A 17,599-nucleotide genomic window follows, 5' to 3' on the forward strand; every position below is an offset into this window, starting at 1 on the left:
CGGGATATTGCAGGGAAAGGTGCAGGGAAATAAAAGCACACAAACAATCGAGGGACAATATCACGTTAGATATAAAGAAACTTCTAAGCGAAATAAATCGAAAGGACGTTAATTCGTGGAGAAAGAAAATTTTTTAGGTAAGTTAAGGAAACTGGTAGAGTTAGCAAAGTCCAAGCAGAACGCGCTGGACGTGACAGAGATCAATAACTTTTTTATGGGCGATAATCTGCAGACAGAGCAGATGGAGCAGATTTACAATTATCTGGAGCAGAATAATATTGATGTCATTCCGGAGGTGATCGATGATTCGATCCTCAAGGAAAATGATTCGATGCTCGATGATGATGTGGATGATGAATTCCTCAAGAACGAGGAAGAGGATATCGATCTGGATGCGATCGATCTGTTAGAGGGAATCGGCACGGAAGATCCGGTCCGCATGTACCTGAAAGAGATCGGTACTGTTCCGCTTCTGAGCGCGGAGGAGGAGATCCGCCTTGCAAAGCGCAAAGCAGAGGGTGATGTGAATGCAAAAGAGCGCCTGATTGAGGCAAACCTGCGCCTGGTTGTCAGCATTGCAAAGCGCTATACAGGACGCGGCATGAGCTTCCTGGATCTGGTTCAGGAAGGCAATCTGGGTCTTATTAAGGGCGTTGAGAAGTTTGATTATACAAAGGGTTATAAGTTAAGTACATATGCGACCTGGTGGATTCGTCAGTCTGTTACAAGGGCTCTGGCGGATCAGGCGAGAACTATCCGTGTCCCGGTGCATATGGTAGAGACGATCAACAAGATGTCCAAGATGCAGCGTAAGCTGACGCTGGAACTGGGCTATGAGCCGTCGGTGGCAGAGCTTTCCGAGGCGCTTGGCATGTCCGAGGATAAGGTCATGGAGATCATGCAGATCGCACGTGAGCCAGCTTCCCTGGAAACCCCGATCGGTGAGGAAGACGATTCCAATCTGGGTGATTTCGTAGCGGACGGCAACGTGGTAACGCCGGAAGGAAATGTAGAATCTGTTATGCTGCGTGAGCATATCGATGCATTGCTTGGAGACCTGAAGGAGAGAGAGCGTCAGGTTATTATTCTCCGGTTTGGTCTGGAGGACGGACATCCGAGAACCCTGGAAGAGGTCGGAAAAGCATTCAACGTAACGAGAGAGCGTATCCGCCAGATCGAGGCAAAAGCACTTCGTAAATTAAGAAATCCGGTCCGGAGCAAACGGATTCGCGATTTCCTGTAAGAGTTGTATCATTTTGGTAAAAAGGGGAATTTGTTTGGAATTTCCTGAAAGGTTTAATAAAAAGATAAAGCAGTTTGTACCCGTCCGTGGGTACAGGCTGCTTTTTCAAGTTTTGAAGAATATGAATTATTGTGCATATCTTCATATGACGTCTAAGGATGGAAATGATGTTTGTCAGGAAAGAAGCGTTTCGGATAGAAGTATCGTGTGCTGGATGGAAAATGCACGGACAGATGGGAATTTATAGAAAGAGGAGAGAAAAATGTCGGAACCAATGAAAAATCCGCCAGCCAGAAAGACACAGACGGCGAAACGGAATTATCAGAAAGAAATGGAAAAAGTGCTGGATGCAGCAGTCCGGGACGGCAGAGTTCCGACTTTATTTCTCCACAGCTGTTGTGCGCCGTGCAGCAGCTACGTGCTGGAATATCTGTCGCAGTATTTTTCAATTACGGTGTTCTACTACAATCCGAATATTTCACCGAAGGAGGAATATGAGGCGCGCACGGAGGAGGTACAGCGGCTGATCCGGGAGCTTCCAGCGGTGCATCCGATCCGGTTTGTAGAAGGAAAATACGACCCGGAATGCTACTATGAGGCAGTCCGGGGGCATGAGAAGGATCCGGAGGGCGGCGAGCGTTGCGGTATTTGTTTTGAGATGCGCCTCCGGGAAGCGGCGAAGCTGGCAGCCGAGGGCGGCTATGACTGGTTCACGACGACCCTCACGATCAGTCCGCTCAAAAATGCCGGGCGCCTCAATACGATCGGGCAGGCGATGGGAGAAGAGTATCATGTGGCATTTCTACCGTCGGATTTCAAGAAAAAAGAGGGATATAAGCGCTCGATCGAGCTGTCGGCGCAGTATCATCTATACCGGCAGAATTACTGCGGATGCGTGTTCTCGAAGCGGGAGCGTGAAGAGCAGATGCAGAAGGAGAGGCAGGAAACATCGTGATTTGCGGGGCGATATGTTTGGTCGAAGATGAGTTTGTATGGATGATTGCCTGTAGCTGTGAAAGTATGAATCGGCTGTGAGGGGAAAAAGTGGTACTGTTCACAGGTAGGCACTTTTGGAACCGAAAGTGCCGTAAGAAAACGTGGTGGCAGCAGGAATTTGCCGTATTTAAATGCGAAGCCACGGCAAATTCCGTTACTGAGCACGTATGCGTGAACAGTAACAAAAAAGTTACAAGAAAAGATGGAAACAGAAAGGAAGAAACGCAATGTACCGCTTATGTATATTTGATTTGGATGGAACTCTTTTAAATACGGTTTATGCGCTGACTTATGTGACAAATTTAACATTGGATGCATTCGGACTGCGCCATGTTACACCGGAGGAAACGAAACGGATCGTGGGAAATGGATACCGGATGCAGATGAAGCGCGCGCTGGTGCTGGCGGGGGACGAGAAGCTGGTTCATTATGAAGCGTCGCTTCCGATTTATATGGAGAATTTCTCTAAATACTGCCTGAAAGACGTAGAGCCATATGACGGTATCCGGGAACTGCTGGCGTCGTTAAAAGAGATGGGTGTACATGTGGCTGTCCTTTCGAACAAGCCGCATGAGCAGGCAATTGTGAATATTGAGACATTCTTTGGGAAAGGATATTTTGATGTGGTGCGCGGCGAGCAGGCGGGAACGCCGAAAAAACCGGCTCCAGACGGGGCGTTCGCCATCTGCCGGGAACTGGGTATAAAACAGGAAGAGTGTCTGTATCTGGGCGATACGAATACAGATATGGAAACTGGACTGAATGCCGGAATGGACACGGTCGGCGTGCTCTGGGGCTTCCGTGACCGGGAAGAGCTGGAAGGCTGCCATCCGCAGTATATTGTGGCACATCCGTCGGAAGTAGCGGAGATTGTGAAGAAAAAGAATGAGTCACATGGAAGAATGGAGTAGTGTCTGTGTTTGTTCATAGCTGTGAAAAGAGAAACAGTTGTGAAAGAAAATGATATTTGAAAGAGTAATTCGAAATGTTTATTGAAAAACATTTACTGAAATAGAAGAAGTTAAGGGTAAAAAAGAAATATGGTAAAACACAAGAATGGATTTAAATGTAAATGGATATCATGGATGCTTGCTTTTTTGATTGCCTTTTCCTGTGTTCTTACAGCGTGTACGCCACGGCGGGGAACTGCATCGTCTGATTCATCGTCGAATCCGTTAAAAGGGGCAGATGCGTCTGGTGATACGCGCTTAAACGTTGTGACGACGCTATTTCCGTATTACGATTTTCTCCGGCAGATTGCCGGGGATTCGATCCGGCTGACGATGGTTGTTCCGGCGGGCATGGACAGCCATTCGTTCGAGCCGACGCCGGCGGACATGATCACGATCCAGAATGCAGATCTGTTAGTCTGCAACGGCGGTACGATGGAACAGTGGCTTTCGCAGGTGCTTGATTCCTTCGGGGAAGGTACCGGACCGAAGCGCGTCGTGACGATGATGGACTGCGTGGATGTAGTGCAGGAGGAGATCGTCGAGGGCATGGAAGATGGAGAGGCGCACGATCATGGACATACGCATGTTCATGCGGATGGAACAGTTCATGCGGGTAATCACGATCATGAGTCGGAAGATCATGCTCACAGTGAAGAAGAACATGAGCCAGAGGACCATGTTTACAGTGAAGAAGAACACGACACAGAAGAGCATATTCACAGCGAGGATGAGCATGATATGGAAGATGTGGCGGTTCATGATGAAGATCACGCTCAAGAGTATCTGGATGAGGACGATGGTCACGGCGTCGAGATTGAATATGACGAGCACATCTGGACATCCCCGGTCAATGCGAAAAAGCTGGCCGGCGTGCTGGCGGAGGTGCTGGCACAGGAAGATCCGGCGCACGCGGCTTCCTATGCGGAAAACTGCGCGTCCTATCAGGATAAATTGACGGAATTGGATGCAGAATTCAGAGAAGTTGTCTCCCATGCCAAGCGCCGTCTCGTCGTTTTCGGTGATAAATTTCCACTCCGGTACTTTTTCGATGAGTATGGGCTGGAATACAGGGCGGCATTTTCAGGATGCAGTACGGATACGGAGCCGAGTGCCAAGACCATCGCCTACCTGATCGATAAGGTGCGGGAGGAACAGATACCAGCCGTCTATTACCTGGAGCTTTCCAGCCCGCGCGTGGCGGAGATCATCGGGGAAGAGACGGGCGCGGAACCACTGTTGTTCCACTCCTGCCACAATGTGACGAGACACCAGTTTGATTCGGGCGTTACCTATCTGGAATTGATGGAGCAGAACGTAAAGAACTTGAAAAAGGGATTGTCATAAAAAGAATAGATGATTATGGGAAAAAGTCTTTAGCCATGGTGAATGTTTATGACAATAGAAGAGTAGAGCAGTAGTGAAAGGAATTATAGATGGGATTACTCTTAAAATGTGAGCATGTAGGTTTTGGTTATGAAAACCAGGATGCGGTGCTGGATGTGAACCTGGAGGTAAATGAGGGCGATTACATCTGCATTGTCGGGGAAAATGGTTCGGGAAAAAGTACCCTGATGAAGGGCATTCTGGGACTTTTAAAACCGACTTCGGGCAGAATTGAATATTCGGAAGAATTAAAAAAAGCCGGTATTGGTTACCTGCCGCAGCAGACCGACGCGCAGAAGGACTTTCCAGCGACTGTGTTTGAGGTGGTTATCTCCGGGTGCCTGGGAAAACGCGGCAGCCGCCCGTTTTATTCGATGAAAGAAAAGAAAGAGGCGCGGGCAAATCTGGATCGTCTGGGAATCCGCGATCTGGAAAAAAGCTGTTTCAGAGAGCTTTCCGGCGGTCAGAAACAGCGTGTTCTGATCGCGCGGGCGCTCTGTGCGACGGATAAGCTGTTGATTCTCGATGAGCCAATCACGGGACTCGATCCGTCGGCGATTCTGGACTTTTACCAGCTGATCCAGAAACTGAATCAGGAAGAAAAGGTTGCAATCCTGATGGTTTCCCATGATATGGCAAATATTGTGCATCAGGGAGGAAAAATTTTGCAGATGCGGCAGAAGCCGCTGTTCTGGGGTACGATGAAAGAATATGTGAAGAGTGAGATTGCTCATTCTTTCCTGGGACGGGAAGAGCTGGCAACTCTGGGGCACAGATGCGGAGTGCCGATGCAGAAGGATGGAATCAGGAAGATGCAGAAGCCGGAAATGGGTTCGGAAACTGATTCTGAAACGAAACAGCATTTGAAAGACAGAAATGCGGAGAAGGAGGTGTAGAAGATGGGAATTATATCTGAAATGTTATCATACCCGTTTATGGTGCGGGCGCTGATCGGCGGTCTTTTAGTCTCTCTCTGCGCCTCTCTGCTGGGTGTCAGCCTGGTGCTGAAACGCTACTCAATGATTGGAGACGGTTTATCCCATGTTTCGTTCGGATCCCTTTCGATTGCACTGGCGGCAGGCTGGTCACCTTTAAAGGTTTCGATTCCGGTGGTCGTGCTGGCGGCATTTTTCCTGCTGCGGATCACGGAACATGGAAAAGTAAAGAGTGACGCTGCGATTGCGATGATCTCGGCCAGTGCGCTTGCAATCGGTATTATCGTAACTTCCCTGACAACCGGTATGACGACCGATGTCAGCAGCTATATGTTTGGAAGCATTCTCGCGATGAGCCGGGAAGATGTCCAGTTTGCGGCGGTGCTTTCCATGGTGGTGCTTGGATTATATCTTTTTTGTTATAACAAAGTATTTGCGGTTACCTTTGATGAGAGCTTTGCCAAGGCGACCGGCGTCAATGTGTCGCTCTATAACGTGCTGATAGCGGTTCTGACCGCGATCACGATCGTGATTGGAATGCGGATGATGGGCGCGATGCTGATCTCCAGTCTGATTATTTTCCCGGCTCTGACCTCCATGCGGGTGTTCAAGAGCTTCCGGGGGGTGGTTATCGCATCGGGGATTCTGTCGCTGATCTGTTTCTTTGGAGGAATGGTGATGTCCTACACGTACTCAACACCGGCGGGCGCGAGCGTTGTTGTGGTGGATCTGGCGGCGTTTCTGCTCTTTTCGCTGATACAGAGAGGGATAGCTGCTACTGCCCGCAAATAGGATGTTTTTTGTAGAACATACACATTCTGTATGCTCATGTTTCTGTTCACGGGTAGGCACTTTTGGAACCGAAAGTGCCGTAAGAAAACGTGGTGGCAGCAGGAATTTGCCGGGGAGTGGTTGACAAATAAAATGGCTTGCGGTTATAATAATATCCGGTTGCCGGAATGGGCAGATCGCCAGCAAAAGCTTGCAGAGTTGCTGGTCGGCGATAGAAAACGAAAATCGAATAGCTTGTCTAAGCGTTAAAGAGACTATAGGGTTTGTACTGTTTCTGAGATAAACAGTAAAGTCCGTAGTCTCTTTTTTATTTGATAAGAAATGCTTTGCGGAAGAAACCCAGGTGTTTTTTCTGCGAAGAATGTGTCAGAAACGCTCATGAAAAGTGGAAAATAAAAAAGGGAATGGAGATGGAAAAATGGATCAGACCTACATGAAAGAAAAACCAGTTGTCCCGCTGCTGCTTTCGATGGGAATCCCGGTCATCATATCGATGATCGCCGGGGCACTCTACAATATCGTGGACAGCATTTTCGTGGCAATGATCAGTGAGGACGCGATGACGGCGGTTTCGCTTGTCTATCCGATCCAGAACCTCGCGCACGCAGCCGGGGTTGGGTTTGGTGTTGGTATCAATGCGATGGTGGCGAGACGCCTTGGCGAAGGAAAAACACGGATGGCGAACCAGACAGCATCGCAGGGAGTATTTTTAAGTGCCTTACATGGAATGATTTTAACGATTTTAGGAATGGCGGTGATTCCGTATTTCCTGCGGATGTTTACGAGCGATGAGGTAACGATTTCCTACGGACTGACGTATTTTTGCAATGTGTTTCTGTTTTCAACGATTGACACGATGGGAATGGCATATGAAAAGGTCTACCAGTCGGTTGGAAAGATGAAAATATCGATGGCAGCCGTCTTGATTGGATGCGGCGTCAATATCGTGCTGGACCCGATCTTTATCTTTGGATTAGGCCCCATGCCGGAACTGGGAATCTGCGGTGCGGCGTGGGCGACAGGAATCGGGCAGACGGCGTCGCTGCTGTTTTATTTGATTTTAAACCATGTGAAACCGTTAAATGTGGAGATTTCGCTGCGGGAAATGCGTCCGTCGAAGGAGATCTGCGGCGGTATGTATTCAGTCGGAATCGCGGCAACACTCAATATGGCGCTGACATCCCTGCTTCTGACGGCGCTCAATGCGATTCTGGCACCATTTTCGCAGGTATATATTCTGGTGCTGGGTGTTTACTACAAGCTGCAGGCACTGCTTTATCAGGGAGCCAGCGGCGTGGTGCAGGGAATGCGCCCGCTGATCGGTTACAATTACGGTGCAGGCGAGCAGGAGAGGGTGAAAAAGATCTTCCGCGCGGCCCTTATGATTGTTGGCATTATCATGACAGCGGGAACCCTGCTTGGCGAGCTGGTGCCGGATTTCCTGATGGGGCTGTTTACGCAGACGCCTTCGACGGTGGAGATCGGCAGAACGGCGCTCCGGATCATCAGCCCGGGCTTTGTCATGTCAACGGTTTCCGTCATTGCTTCCGGCGCGTTTGAGGGACTTGGAATGGGACTTAAATCTCTGAAAATTTCCCTGATGCGCTATGCCGTGATTATCATTCCGATCGCATGTGTGCTCAGCCGGATCATCGGTCCTACCGGTGTCTGGCACGCGTTCTGGCTGGCAGAGCTTATCACGGCAGTGTATGCTGGGGCGAGCTGGAAGCGGACGATTACTGTGTCTTTATAGGGCGTTTTTGGTCTCAAAAAGGCTGCATATATGTGAGGCTAAAAACGTTAGTGTTCACACGCGCCCAGTAACGGGATTTTGCCGATGCTTGACTTTACTAGGTATTTGTGTAAAATAATAAGTGGCTGATCGGAACTTCGGCAGATTCGGGCGATGTAAAGCTATGCATTGCCGGGATGCCAGGTACCGGGCGGACAATGATTTACAGTCAGTACACATTTGTACAGAAAAGAAGGTAAGTAAAATGACAAAGATTGATATTATTTCCGGTTTCCTGGGTGCAGGAAAGACTACGTTTATTAAACAGCTTTTAAAAGAAGCAATTTCAGGCGAGAAAGTCGTTCTGATTGAAAATGAATTTGGACAGATCGGCATTGACGGCGGTTTTTTAAAAGACGCTGGCATCGAGATCCGTGAGATGAACTCCGGCTGTATCTGCTGCTCTCTGGTCGGCGATTTTGGACGTTCCCTCGAGGAAGTTCTGACCAAATATCAGCCGGATCGTGTTATCATCGAGCCGTCAGGCGTCGGCAAGCTGTCTGATGTTATGAATGCAGTAAAAAATGTAGCTTCTGAGATTGAGGTTATGTTAAACAGTGCGGTTACCGTGGTAGATGTCAACAAATGCCGTATGTATATGAAGAACTTCGGTGAGTTTTTCAACAACCAGATCGAAAATGCAGGCACGATCGTGTTAAGCCGTACCGATGTAGCGGATCCGAAGAAGGTACAGGGCGCGGTTGAGATGCTTCGCCAGCACAATGCAAAGGCAACCATCGTGACCACTCCATGCAGCGAGCTGACCGGCGCACAGCTTCTTGAGATGATCGAGCAGGAAGATGATATGGCAGAGGAGCTGATGAAAGAGGCAAGAGAGCATATGCATGAGCATCATCACCATCATGATCATGACGATGACTGCGATTGCGGCTGCCATGACCACGATCATGAGCATCACCACCATGACGATGACTGCGACTGTGGCTGCCATGATCATGATCACGAGCATCATCACCATGACGATGACTGCGATTGTGGCTGTCATGATCACGATCATGAGCACCATCATCATGACCATGATGATGACTGTGGCTGTCACGATCATGACCATGAGCATCATCATCACGACCATGATGACGAGTGTGGCTGTGGCTGCCATGACCACCACCACGATCACGAAGGACACCATCATGCAGATGATGTATTTACAAGCTGGGGCTTGGAGAATGTCGGCGTGATGAAGAAAGAAGATCTGCAGAAGATTCTGGATGATCTGGCTTATGGTGATAAATACGGCGAGGTTCTGCGTGCGAAAGGCATGGTTCCGAGTGAAGAAAAGGGCGTATGGCTGCATTTTGATATGGTTCCGGAGCAGGCTGAGATCCGTGAGGGAGCACCGGATTTTACCGGAAAGGTGTGCGTGATCGGTGCCGAGCTGGACGAAGAGGGTCTGAAGGCAGCGTTCAACGCGTAAATACAAGGAGAATGAACTATGAATGAAGATAAGATGCCGTTGTTTCTCATCAATGGTTTTCTGGAAGCTGGAAAAACCCAGTTTATTAAATTTACAATGCAGCAGGATTATTTCCAGACCGAAGGAAAAACACTTCTGATTGTCTGCGAAGAGGGCGAGGAAGAGTATGATGAGGATCTTTTAAAGCAGACTCATACAGCGGTTGTCTATATAGAGGAAGCGGAAAAGCTGACGCCGGAATACCTACAGGATCTGGAACTCCTTTACAATCCGGAGCGAGTTCTGATGGAGTGGAACGGTATGTGGAATCTGGATGCCCTGAAACTTCCGAACGATTGGGATCTGTATCAGCAGATCACGATCATCGATGGTTCCACATTTGATTTATACCTGCAGAACATGAAACCATTGATTGGTGCCATGGTCCGCAACACGGAAATGATTATCATGAACCGTTGCGACGAGATCGAGGATCTGGATGTATACCGCCGTACTTTAAAGGGCATGAACCCGCAGGTTCAGATCGTATTTGAGGACGCAGAGGGCGAAATTGAGGAAGTGACCGAAGCGGATCTTCCATTTGATGTCAATGCCGAAGTGATCGAGATTCCGCCGGAGGCATATGGTATCTGGTATATTGATGCGATGGATAAACCGGACCGTTACCGTGGAAAGACTGTTGAATTTACCGGCATGGTACTGAAAACCCCGGATTTCCCGAAGAACAACTTTGTTCCTGGACGTATGGCGATGACCTGCTGCGAGGCAGATATGACGTTCTTAGGTTTCATGTGCAAGGCAAAAAATGCCCGTCTGCTTGAGACGAAAGACTGGGTCAAAGTACGTGCCCGCGTAGAATATGAGTATATGCCGGAGTATGAGGGCGAAGGTCCGATGCTTTATGCAGATTACGTGGAAAAGGCAGAGCCGATTGAGGAGATTGTGCAGTTCTAAGATTTGCAACGGAAAGCTGTGTTTGAAAGAAAAGGTGTGCCCCGGAGTGTGGAAGACTCCGGGGTTTTTAAAAAAGAAAGAGAAATCGAACAAATGCTCGATTTCTCTTTCTTTTATTTAAAATTGGATTACAGCTTTATCTTACTCCGTCATCTTCGGCACCGGAGTAGGTCTTGACCGGTCAAATACCTCGTTGACATCAAACAGGTCACTCAAATGATCGCCGCCGACTCCACTTTCCGGAAGGTCATAATACATCCGGTAGCCGTCAAGGTTCCGGCGCCCCTGCCGCATATAATCGTCGCCGATCTGGACGAAATACTGGGAGGAATCTACGTTACAGAAGTAACGGAATCCCTTGTTGTACAGGTACTGGAAGCGCTCGCTGCTTGTATCATACGGATGCCAGTCCCCAATATCGCTTCCAAACGGGAAGAGGATGATATCACACGGACCGGTCAGCGTTTCGACTTCATTTGCCCATTTATCGGTATCTTCACGGAATTTATCCATGGAGATCGTACCCATGTTGCGGTGTCCCCAGCTGTGGGAGGCAATTTCAAAACCGTCGTCGCGCAGGCACTGGACGACTTTTGCTGCGTTGGCGCGTTCTTCCTCAAAGTTGAAATCCGGGTGTTCCGCTTTGTACTCGTCAGTATTGTAGGCGGAATCGGTGCGGTAGCCCAGGATGCCATTGTAACCGGTAAAAGCAATGCACGCTTTTGCGCCGCGGTAGGAGAAATCCGGGTGCTCTTTGATGAAATCATCCAGTAACGGCACCAGATCATAGGAACCGACGGAAACAGAACCGTCGTCCATCTTCATCTCGTTCGTTGGCTTGCCATCCTCGCCGATAATCATACGGGAGGCAAAGCCATCGCCATCCATGTATTCGTAGTAGCAGACATCATCCTGTGACATGACGAACGGTTTCTTACCTTCCGGAAGCATGATATCGCCCTCCTGGAAATGTTTGGAACCGTCCTCTGCGGTCACCTCATATGCTACATCGTGCAGACGTACCAGAACGAAACCGCGCTCATACATCGACTGGAGAATCTTCATAAATTCATCCTTGGTCGTCATGACCTGATTATAACCCTTTTCGCGGCTGTCGCCGTCAAATGCTTTCGAGGTATCCATAATCAGTGTATGGAAGAATACATGCGTTACCTTACGCGGATCAGCGCGCACCAGTGTTTCTTTGGTGGCGTTGTATTCGTCGATCGCTGCCGTCACGGACTCGTCAGATGCGTATGTACTGCTGGACAGGAGATTGATTGCCCCGTCATAGTCATAACCGTCTGCCAGAAGCTTTGCCTGAGCGATGACACCCTCGAGGCTGTCATCAGCAGGTGCAGATGCATTATCAAGGGAAATTACTCCATTTTCAGAATCCGTTTCGGTTGTCGCTGGAACCGAAGATACATGTGCTGCCGGAGAGCGGCGCACCCAGAGGAACGCGGCAATTCCAAGCAGTACAATCAGAATGCCGATTAAAATTAAATACGGAAGTTTAGAGGAACCGCCGTGCCGTCGCCTGGAACGTCCGCCACGTGCAGAAAATCCAACGCTTCCAAGGGAGGAATTTCTTCTCATCATAGTTTTCACCTTTTGTTTATTCATATTTATCTGTCGTTTTTTGCGTCAGATAGTAATAACAGGCCGAGAAAGTTTGCCACCGACTCGACACAGCAAGAAAGAGAGCGGAAAACGTTTTTATAAGCCTGTCTGTGTTCTTATAGTATACCATAAAAAGGAAAGGTGGTCTATGACAGTTTCTTACAATTCTCTTTGGCATAGGGACGGGCGGATATGCCATATCTTGAGAAGAGAGTATGTGCAGACGGAGGAAGATATGAATGAAAAATGTATCATGCAGGGAGAGGCGTGGTATTTGAAATGGAAGCGTGTGGAAAAATGGTGTTGGTTTGTGAAAAAGAAGCTGTTTCGGGAAAAAGAATGTATGTGTTGGGACAAAGGGGGCAGAGACAGGAGAAGAGAGTATTTAAATAAAAATGCTTGGAGAGGGCTGGCAGCGATTGGTGTAGCGGTTGTGCTTACGATGGGAGAATGTGTGTCAGGCATACAGCTTGGAATTGGTAAATTGGGGGGAAGTGGTATGCTCACATCTTACGCGGAGGAACTGTGGATTCCCGTTTCAGTAACCGCAGAGACAGCGCAGGCAGCAGAAAATGCCGCTGAGCTTCCCATCCGGGCACCGGAGGCGATCCTTATGGAGGCCTCCACCGGAACCGTTTTGTATGAAAAAAATGCGGACGAGGCGCGAAATCCAGCCAGCGTGACGAAGATTATGACGCTGCTTCTGATTTTTGATGCGTTACATTCGGGGAAAATTCATTTGCAGGATGAGGTCACGACCAGCGCGCATGCGAAATCCATGGGGGGATCCCAGGTGTTTTTGGAAGAAGGGGAGGTACAGACGGTCGAAACGCTGATCAAGTGCATTGTCATTGCATCGGGAAACGATGCCAGTGTGGCGATGGCAGAGTATATCGGCGGCAGCGAGGAGGCATTTGTTGCGATGATGAACGAGCGGGCGAAAGGGCTTGGAATGGAGACAGCAAGGTTTGAGGATTGCTGCGGTCTGACGGCGTCTACGACGCACGCGATGTCGGCGCGCGACATTGCCCTCATGTCGCGGGAATTGATCACGAAGTATCCGGAAATTTTTCAGTATTCAACGATCTGGATGGAAAATATAACGCACCGGACCAAGCAGGGAGAGAAAGAATTTGGACTTTCCAATACGAATAAGCTGTTGAAAATGGTGACAAATTTTGAGGTGACGGGACTGAAAACAGGTTCTACATCGCTGGCAAAATATTGCCTGTCCGCAACCGGGCGGAAAGATGGCGTTGATCTGATTGCCGTCATTCTGGCAGCACCGGATTATAAGGCGCGGTTTGCGGATGCAGTCACATTATTAAATTATGGGTTTGCAAATTGCCATCTTTACAAAGATGAGAATCCGGGAGCTGTGCCGGAAACGACGGTGGCGGGCGGCATCCAGGAACAGGTTGAAGGACGTCTGCGGGGAACCTTTTCTTATCTTTCGATGGGAGGAGAGAATCTGGATGGAATCGAAAAAGAGTGGATGATGGAAGAATCCCGCAAAGCGCCGATTCAGGAGGGCGATGTGATCGGACATCTGGTCTACCGGCTGGATGGACGGGAATTGGGAAGTGTGGAGATAGAAGCGGCAGAAACGGTGGAGAAAGCGGGGCTCTGGGACTATTTTAAGAAGGTAATGGGAGTGTTTGCGGCATAGAAATAAAGAGCTGTCATGTTTGAATAGTGATACATGACAGCTTTTTTGTGTAATAGGAAATTCCTTGGAATTCCCTATTACACAAAAAGGCACTAACGTGCCAATGATGCGCACTCGCGCGAAGATGTAGGTTGTCGCAAGCGACCGCGCTCGGCGCGAGAATGTGCCAAGGCACATTCTTTTTTGCTAGTTATTCATTCTGCAATCCAGCCGCTTTTTCAGAATACGTGGTCGTTACCAGTTTTTCATAAGGAATCCGTTCCTTGAGTTCACCTGCTTCTTCCAGAATATTTTCCAGAAGCTCAAAGCTGTCCTTGTGGAAAATAGTATCATTTTTCCAGGTGTCCTGCGCTTTGTAGCGTTCAACGATGCGGGCGATTGCCGCACGGTCTGTTTCCGGAAACTGAGGTTGGATTGTCTCGGCGATTTCATCCGCACTGTGGGAGTTGACGTAAGCTAAGCCCTTCTGGATGGCATTCGTGAACGACTGGATAATTTCCGGATGCCCATTTAGATAGCTCTGCTTTGCACAGTAGGCGGTGTAGGGGACATAACCGGAATCGACGCCGAGTGAGGCAACAACGGTGCCATTTCCTTCGGTTTCAAGGGTGGTGGCGAAGGGCTCGAACTCGACCGTGTAATCCGCATCATTACTCGTAAACGCCGCCGCTGTCAGCCCGAAATTGATACTCTGATCGATGGTCAGGTCATTTTTTGGATCGATGCCATTTTTCTTTAAAATATACTCAAAGACCATTTCTGGCATTCCACCCGCACGCCCGCCAAGCACCTTTTTGCCTTTCAGATCCTGCCAGGAAAAGTCTGGTTCGGCGCTTCGTCCAACGAGGAAGTTTCCGGCACGCTGGGTCAGCTGGGCAAAATTGACGGCATAATCGGCGGAACCTTCCTGGTAGACATAGATACTTGCCTCTGAGCCCATAAATCCGATATCGGCGTCCCCGGAGATGAGCGCGGTCATAACCTTGTCGGCACCGGCACCGTTTACGAGTGTCAGAGCGATGCCCTCATCCTTAAAATAGCCCAGCTCGATGGCGGCGTACTGCGGCGCATAAAAAATCGAGTGGGCTACCTCATTGAGTGTGACCGGTTCAAGCGCCCCGCCCGTCTCCTTCGCCTGTCCACACCCGGTCAGGGTAGTAAGCAGGGTGAGCACAGCCAGGGCAGCTGCAAATTTATTTCGTTTCATGGTTGCCTCCTGCGGTTCGTTCATACTATTAAGATATGGGGAATACAGGAAGGTGTGAGTGGTCTGCTGACTTTTCTTTCCGTCTTCGGAGAAGTCCAATACAAAGCCCGACAAGCGACGGCAGAATCCATCCGAGATTCAAATCAAACAGCGGAAGCGTCTGTCTGGCAACTGCGATGACGGGTTCCAGATGCAGAGCAGACTGCATTTCGTCCGGCAGAGCTGCTAAAAAGTCAAAGATGGAAGCTGCCCAGGTACAGATGGTAACGCAGACATAGACTTTTTTGTCATGCTGGAATGCATTTCCAACCAGCGCCAGGAGAATCAGCGTGATGGCTGGCGGATAAATCAGCATCAAAACAGGAACCGAGTAAGTGATGATAGCGGACAGTCCTATATTTGACACAATGAGTGAAAAAAGGGTAAAAACGACCGCCCATGCACGGTAGGAAAGGGCATGGGGAAACAGTTTCACAAAGGTTTCCGCACAGCTGGTTACAAGCCCGATGGAGGTCTTGAGGCAGGCGAATGTGATCGCGATGGCGAGGATCCAGGAGCCCATCCGTCCAAGGTAGTAGTCTGCAATCTGGGAGAGGGCAATGCCGCCGTTTTCTGAAAGTTCGAATTGTCCCAGTGACTGTACTCCAATCAGGATGGTAAGCAGATAGATAAATGCCATCAGAAGCCCGGCCAGCATACCGGAATGCAGAACCTCTTTTGCAATGGTTGAATCTTCCCGCACGCCCATCTGGCGGATAACCGAAATGACCACGATCCCGAATGCGAGTCCGGCAATCGCATCCATGGTTTCATAGCCCTGGGAGAGCGCGGAAAAGAAAGCTCCATTCTGATAAGAGGCATCGGGAACTGCCGCTGAAACCTCGATGCTCGGATGAAGCAGGGCAGTCACAATCAGAACGCCTAGAAACAGAAGAAACAGCGGATTGATGATTTTTCCGATCCAGAGCGTGATGCTGCCTGGACGAATGGAAAATACAAACACCAGCGCAAAGAAGATCAGCGAAAACAAAAACAGCATAGTCTGTTCGGAAAGCTGTGTTCCTAAAAGAGGTCTGACTCCGGCGGTAAAGGAGGTCGTAGCGCACCGCGGAATAGCGAAAAACGGTCCGATTGTCAGGTAGAGCAGACAGGTAAAGAAATAGCTATATCTGTGTCCGACGCGGCGGGACAGATCCTGAAGTCCCTCCGAATGTGTGCTTCCGATCGCGGCAACACCCAGGATCGGAATGCCGACGGCAGTCAGAATAAATCCAATCGCTGCCGGGAGAAACTGGCGTCCGGCAAGCTGACCGAGATGTACCGGAAAAATCAGATTTCCGGCGCCAAAGAACATGCCGAATAATGTTCCGGCAACTAAAAGCCGCTGCTTATGGGAAAGACAGGTCTGCGTCATAGATATTCACTCCTTTTACATGAGAATTGAAAGTTACTGTTCACGCATACGTGTCCAGTAACGGAATTTGCCGTGGCTTCGCATTTAAATACGGCAAATTCCTGCTGCCACCACGTTTTCTTACGGCATTTTCGGTTCCAAAAGTGCCTACCCGTGAACAGCAACAATTGAAAACTCTTTTCTAATCATTATTATAAAGCCTTCCTTGTGGTTTGTGAAAATCTAGTTTATAATAGAAATATGACAAAATGTAATATTCTAAAAGGAGGTGCGGCATGGATGCCAAAAAACTGGAAATATTGATGACGGCGGTAGATCTTGGAAGTTTTTCGAAAGCATCCGAGGTAGTTGGCTACACGCAGTCGGGGCTGACCCATCTGGTGGACAGCCTGGAGCGGGAGATTGGATTTCCGTTGATCCGCCGCAGTTACAGCGGCATCGCGCTGACGGAGGCGGGAGAAAACCTGTTGCCGGATATCCGCCAGTTTTTGCAGGCAAATGCCACCCTGGAAAATAAGATTCAGGCGGTGCGGGAACAGCAGGAGGAGTCGATCCGTGTGGCGGCATATGCGAGCATCGCGATGTACTGGATGCCGGAGATTTTATACCGGTTCCGCCGCCTCTGCCCGAAGGTGGACGTTGATCTCCGCATGGTCGATCATGCGCTGGAACCATTTGAATTATTACAGAGCGGAAAGACGGATGTCATTTTTGCGAGTAGACAGAAAGAACCGAAATGCGAGTGGATTCCGCTGTATCATGAACTTTTGTATGCGATTCTGCCAAAGCAGTATCCCTTAAATGGGCGCAAAGAATTTCCGCTGCGTGAATTTGAAGGAAAAGATTTCCTGATGCCTTACGGGCGGTTTGACATCGATGTACACGCCGCATTTGCAAAAGAGGGAGTCAGGGCAAAGGAGCAGTCCGTCTATGTGGATGACGAGACGGTGATCCGCATGGTGGGAAAAGGACTGGGCATTTCAATGATGTCTGAACTGATGATCCGCGGAAATACGGAAGATGTCTACTGCGTTCCGGTTTCCCCGACCTGCATCCGGGAAATAGGAATGGGTATGAAGCCGGGGGCGGAGGAAAGTGAAAGCATTGCGAAGCTGACGAAATGTGTGATGCAGTTTGTGAGTACGTTAAATAAAGGAAGAAACGTCTCTTTGAAATAACCGGAATCAAAGTCCAAACAGTCCC

General features: G+C 49.2%; 13 protein-coding genes and 1 pseudogene. 11 read left to right on the forward strand and 3 right to left on the reverse strand.

Going from position 1 to position 17,599, the window contains the following annotated elements; all coding sequences use genetic code 11:
- Positions 1-115: 115 nt before the first annotated feature.
- The 9 genes and pseudogenes from rpoD to DWX68_RS04100 all read left to right on the forward strand — a co-directional run bounded on the left by rpoD (position 116) and on the right by DWX68_RS04100 (position 10,483).
- Complete coding sequence (gene rpoD / locus DWX68_RS04055) at positions 116-1,243, forward strand: RNA polymerase sigma factor RpoD (protein WP_022359808.1); 1,128 nt, start codon at positions 116-118, stop codon at positions 1,241-1,243.
- 274 nt (positions 1,244-1,517) lie between these two features.
- On the forward strand, positions 1,518-2,198 hold the full coding sequence (locus DWX68_RS04060) for an epoxyqueuosine reductase QueH (RefSeq protein ID WP_181357178.1): 681 nt from the start codon (positions 1,518-1,520) through the stop codon (positions 2,196-2,198).
- Between the two features lie 268 nt (positions 2,199-2,466).
- On the forward strand, positions 2,467-3,150 hold the full coding sequence (locus DWX68_RS04065; RefSeq protein WP_107000160.1) for an HAD family hydrolase: 684 nt from the start codon (positions 2,467-2,469) through the stop codon (positions 3,148-3,150).
- A 129-nt stretch (positions 3,151-3,279) separates the two neighbouring features.
- Positions 3,280-4,536, forward strand: coding sequence for a metal ABC transporter substrate-binding protein (locus tag DWX68_RS04070; RefSeq protein WP_118628666.1), 1,257 nt, complete (start codon positions 3,280-3,282; stop codon positions 4,534-4,536).
- Between the two features lie 89 nt (positions 4,537-4,625).
- Positions 4,626-5,327: pseudogene (locus DWX68_RS04075) on the forward strand (metal ABC transporter ATP-binding protein); the annotation flags it as partial.
- 147 nt (positions 5,328-5,474) lie between these two features.
- Entirely contained in the window at positions 5,475-6,302 is an 828-nt protein-coding gene (locus DWX68_RS04080; protein ID WP_022359814.1) for a metal ABC transporter permease, read from the forward strand.
- A 418-nt stretch (positions 6,303-6,720) separates the two neighbouring features.
- Positions 6,721-8,055, forward strand: coding sequence for an MATE family efflux transporter (locus DWX68_RS04090; RefSeq protein WP_118628668.1), 1,335 nt, complete (start codon positions 6,721-6,723; stop codon positions 8,053-8,055).
- A gap of 244 nt (positions 8,056-8,299) precedes the next feature.
- The gene (locus DWX68_RS04095) at positions 8,300-9,529 is read left to right on the forward strand and encodes a CobW family GTP-binding protein (protein WP_118491949.1); all 1,230 of its coding nucleotides are present in this window, start codon (positions 8,300-8,302) and stop codon (positions 9,527-9,529) included.
- Positions 9,530-9,547: 18 nt separating this feature from the next.
- A complete protein-coding gene (locus DWX68_RS04100; RefSeq protein WP_118628669.1) occupies positions 9,548-10,483 on the forward strand; it encodes a GTP-binding protein in 936 nt (311 codons plus the stop codon).
- 141 nt (positions 10,484-10,624) lie between these two features.
- On the opposite strand, the gene DWX68_RS04105 is transcribed toward DWX68_RS04100, so the two are convergent.
- Positions 10,625-12,109, reverse strand: coding sequence for a polysaccharide deacetylase family protein (locus tag DWX68_RS04105; RefSeq protein WP_243027524.1), 1,485 nt, complete (start codon positions 12,107-12,109; stop codon positions 10,625-10,627).
- 199 nt (positions 12,110-12,308) lie between these two features.
- Here DWX68_RS04105 and DWX68_RS04110 point away from each other — a divergent pair, with 199 nt between their 5' ends.
- Positions 12,309-13,775 carry a D-alanyl-D-alanine carboxypeptidase family protein gene (locus DWX68_RS04110; RefSeq protein WP_243027526.1) on the forward strand — a complete coding sequence of 489 codons (1,467 nt, stop codon included), beginning with the start codon at positions 12,309-12,311 and terminating at the stop codon, positions 13,773-13,775.
- Between the two features lie 190 nt (positions 13,776-13,965).
- Here DWX68_RS04110 and DWX68_RS04115 read toward each other — a convergent pair whose 3' ends face one another.
- Together DWX68_RS04115 and brnQ are read right to left on the reverse strand one after the other, a co-directional pair.
- A complete protein-coding gene (locus DWX68_RS04115; protein WP_118628671.1) occupies positions 13,966-14,982 on the reverse strand; it encodes an ABC transporter substrate-binding protein in 1,017 nt (338 codons plus the stop codon).
- A gap of 28 nt (positions 14,983-15,010) precedes the next feature.
- Complete coding sequence (gene brnQ / locus DWX68_RS04120) at positions 15,011-16,396, reverse strand: branched-chain amino acid transport system II carrier protein (RefSeq protein WP_118628672.1); 1,386 nt, start codon at positions 16,394-16,396, stop codon at positions 15,011-15,013.
- Between the two features lie 275 nt (positions 16,397-16,671).
- Here brnQ and DWX68_RS04125 point away from each other — a divergent pair, with 275 nt between their 5' ends.
- Positions 16,672-17,574, forward strand: coding sequence for a LysR family transcriptional regulator (locus tag DWX68_RS04125; protein ID WP_107000149.1), 903 nt, complete (start codon positions 16,672-16,674; stop codon positions 17,572-17,574).
- The last annotated feature ends 25 nt before the right edge of the window (positions 17,575-17,599 follow it).

The organism is Clostridium sp. AF20-7 (assembly GCF_003479275.1).
GTDB lineage: Bacteria > Bacillota > Clostridia > Lachnospirales > Lachnospiraceae > Otoolea > Otoolea fessa.

What these genes read in the sequence shown, in the direction of transcription:
- DWX68_RS04115 (WP_118628671.1), bottom strand. Translation starts at nt 14,982, where the DNA reads ATGAAACGAAATAAATTTGCAGCTGCCCTGGCTGTGCTCACCCTGCTT.
- DWX68_RS04065 (WP_107000160.1), top strand. Translation starts at nt 2,467, where the DNA reads ATGTACCGCTTATGTATATTTGATTTGGATGGAACTCTTTTAAATACG.
- DWX68_RS04090 (WP_118628668.1), top strand. Translation starts at nt 6,721, where the DNA reads ATGGATCAGACCTACATGAAAGAAAAACCAGTTGTCCCGCTGCTGCTT.
- brnQ (WP_118628672.1), bottom strand. Translation starts at nt 16,396, where the DNA reads ATGACGCAGACCTGTCTTTCCCATAAGCAGCGGCTTTTAGTTGCCGGA.
- DWX68_RS04060 (WP_181357178.1), top strand. Translation starts at nt 1,518, where the DNA reads ATGAAAAATCCGCCAGCCAGAAAGACACAGACGGCGAAACGGAATTAT.
- DWX68_RS04125 (WP_107000149.1), top strand. Translation starts at nt 16,672, where the DNA reads ATGGATGCCAAAAAACTGGAAATATTGATGACGGCGGTAGATCTTGGA.
- DWX68_RS04100 (WP_118628669.1), top strand. Translation starts at nt 9,548, where the DNA reads ATGAATGAAGATAAGATGCCGTTGTTTCTCATCAATGGTTTTCTGGAA.
- DWX68_RS04095 (WP_118491949.1), top strand. Translation starts at nt 8,300, where the DNA reads ATGACAAAGATTGATATTATTTCCGGTTTCCTGGGTGCAGGAAAGACT.
- DWX68_RS04070 (WP_118628666.1), top strand. Translation starts at nt 3,280, where the DNA reads ATGGTAAAACACAAGAATGGATTTAAATGTAAATGGATATCATGGATG.
- DWX68_RS04105 (WP_243027524.1), bottom strand. Translation starts at nt 12,109, where the DNA reads ATGAATAAACAAAAGGTGAAAACTATGATGAGAAGAAATTCCTCCCTT.
- DWX68_RS04080 (WP_022359814.1), top strand. Translation starts at nt 5,475, where the DNA reads ATGGGAATTATATCTGAAATGTTATCATACCCGTTTATGGTGCGGGCG.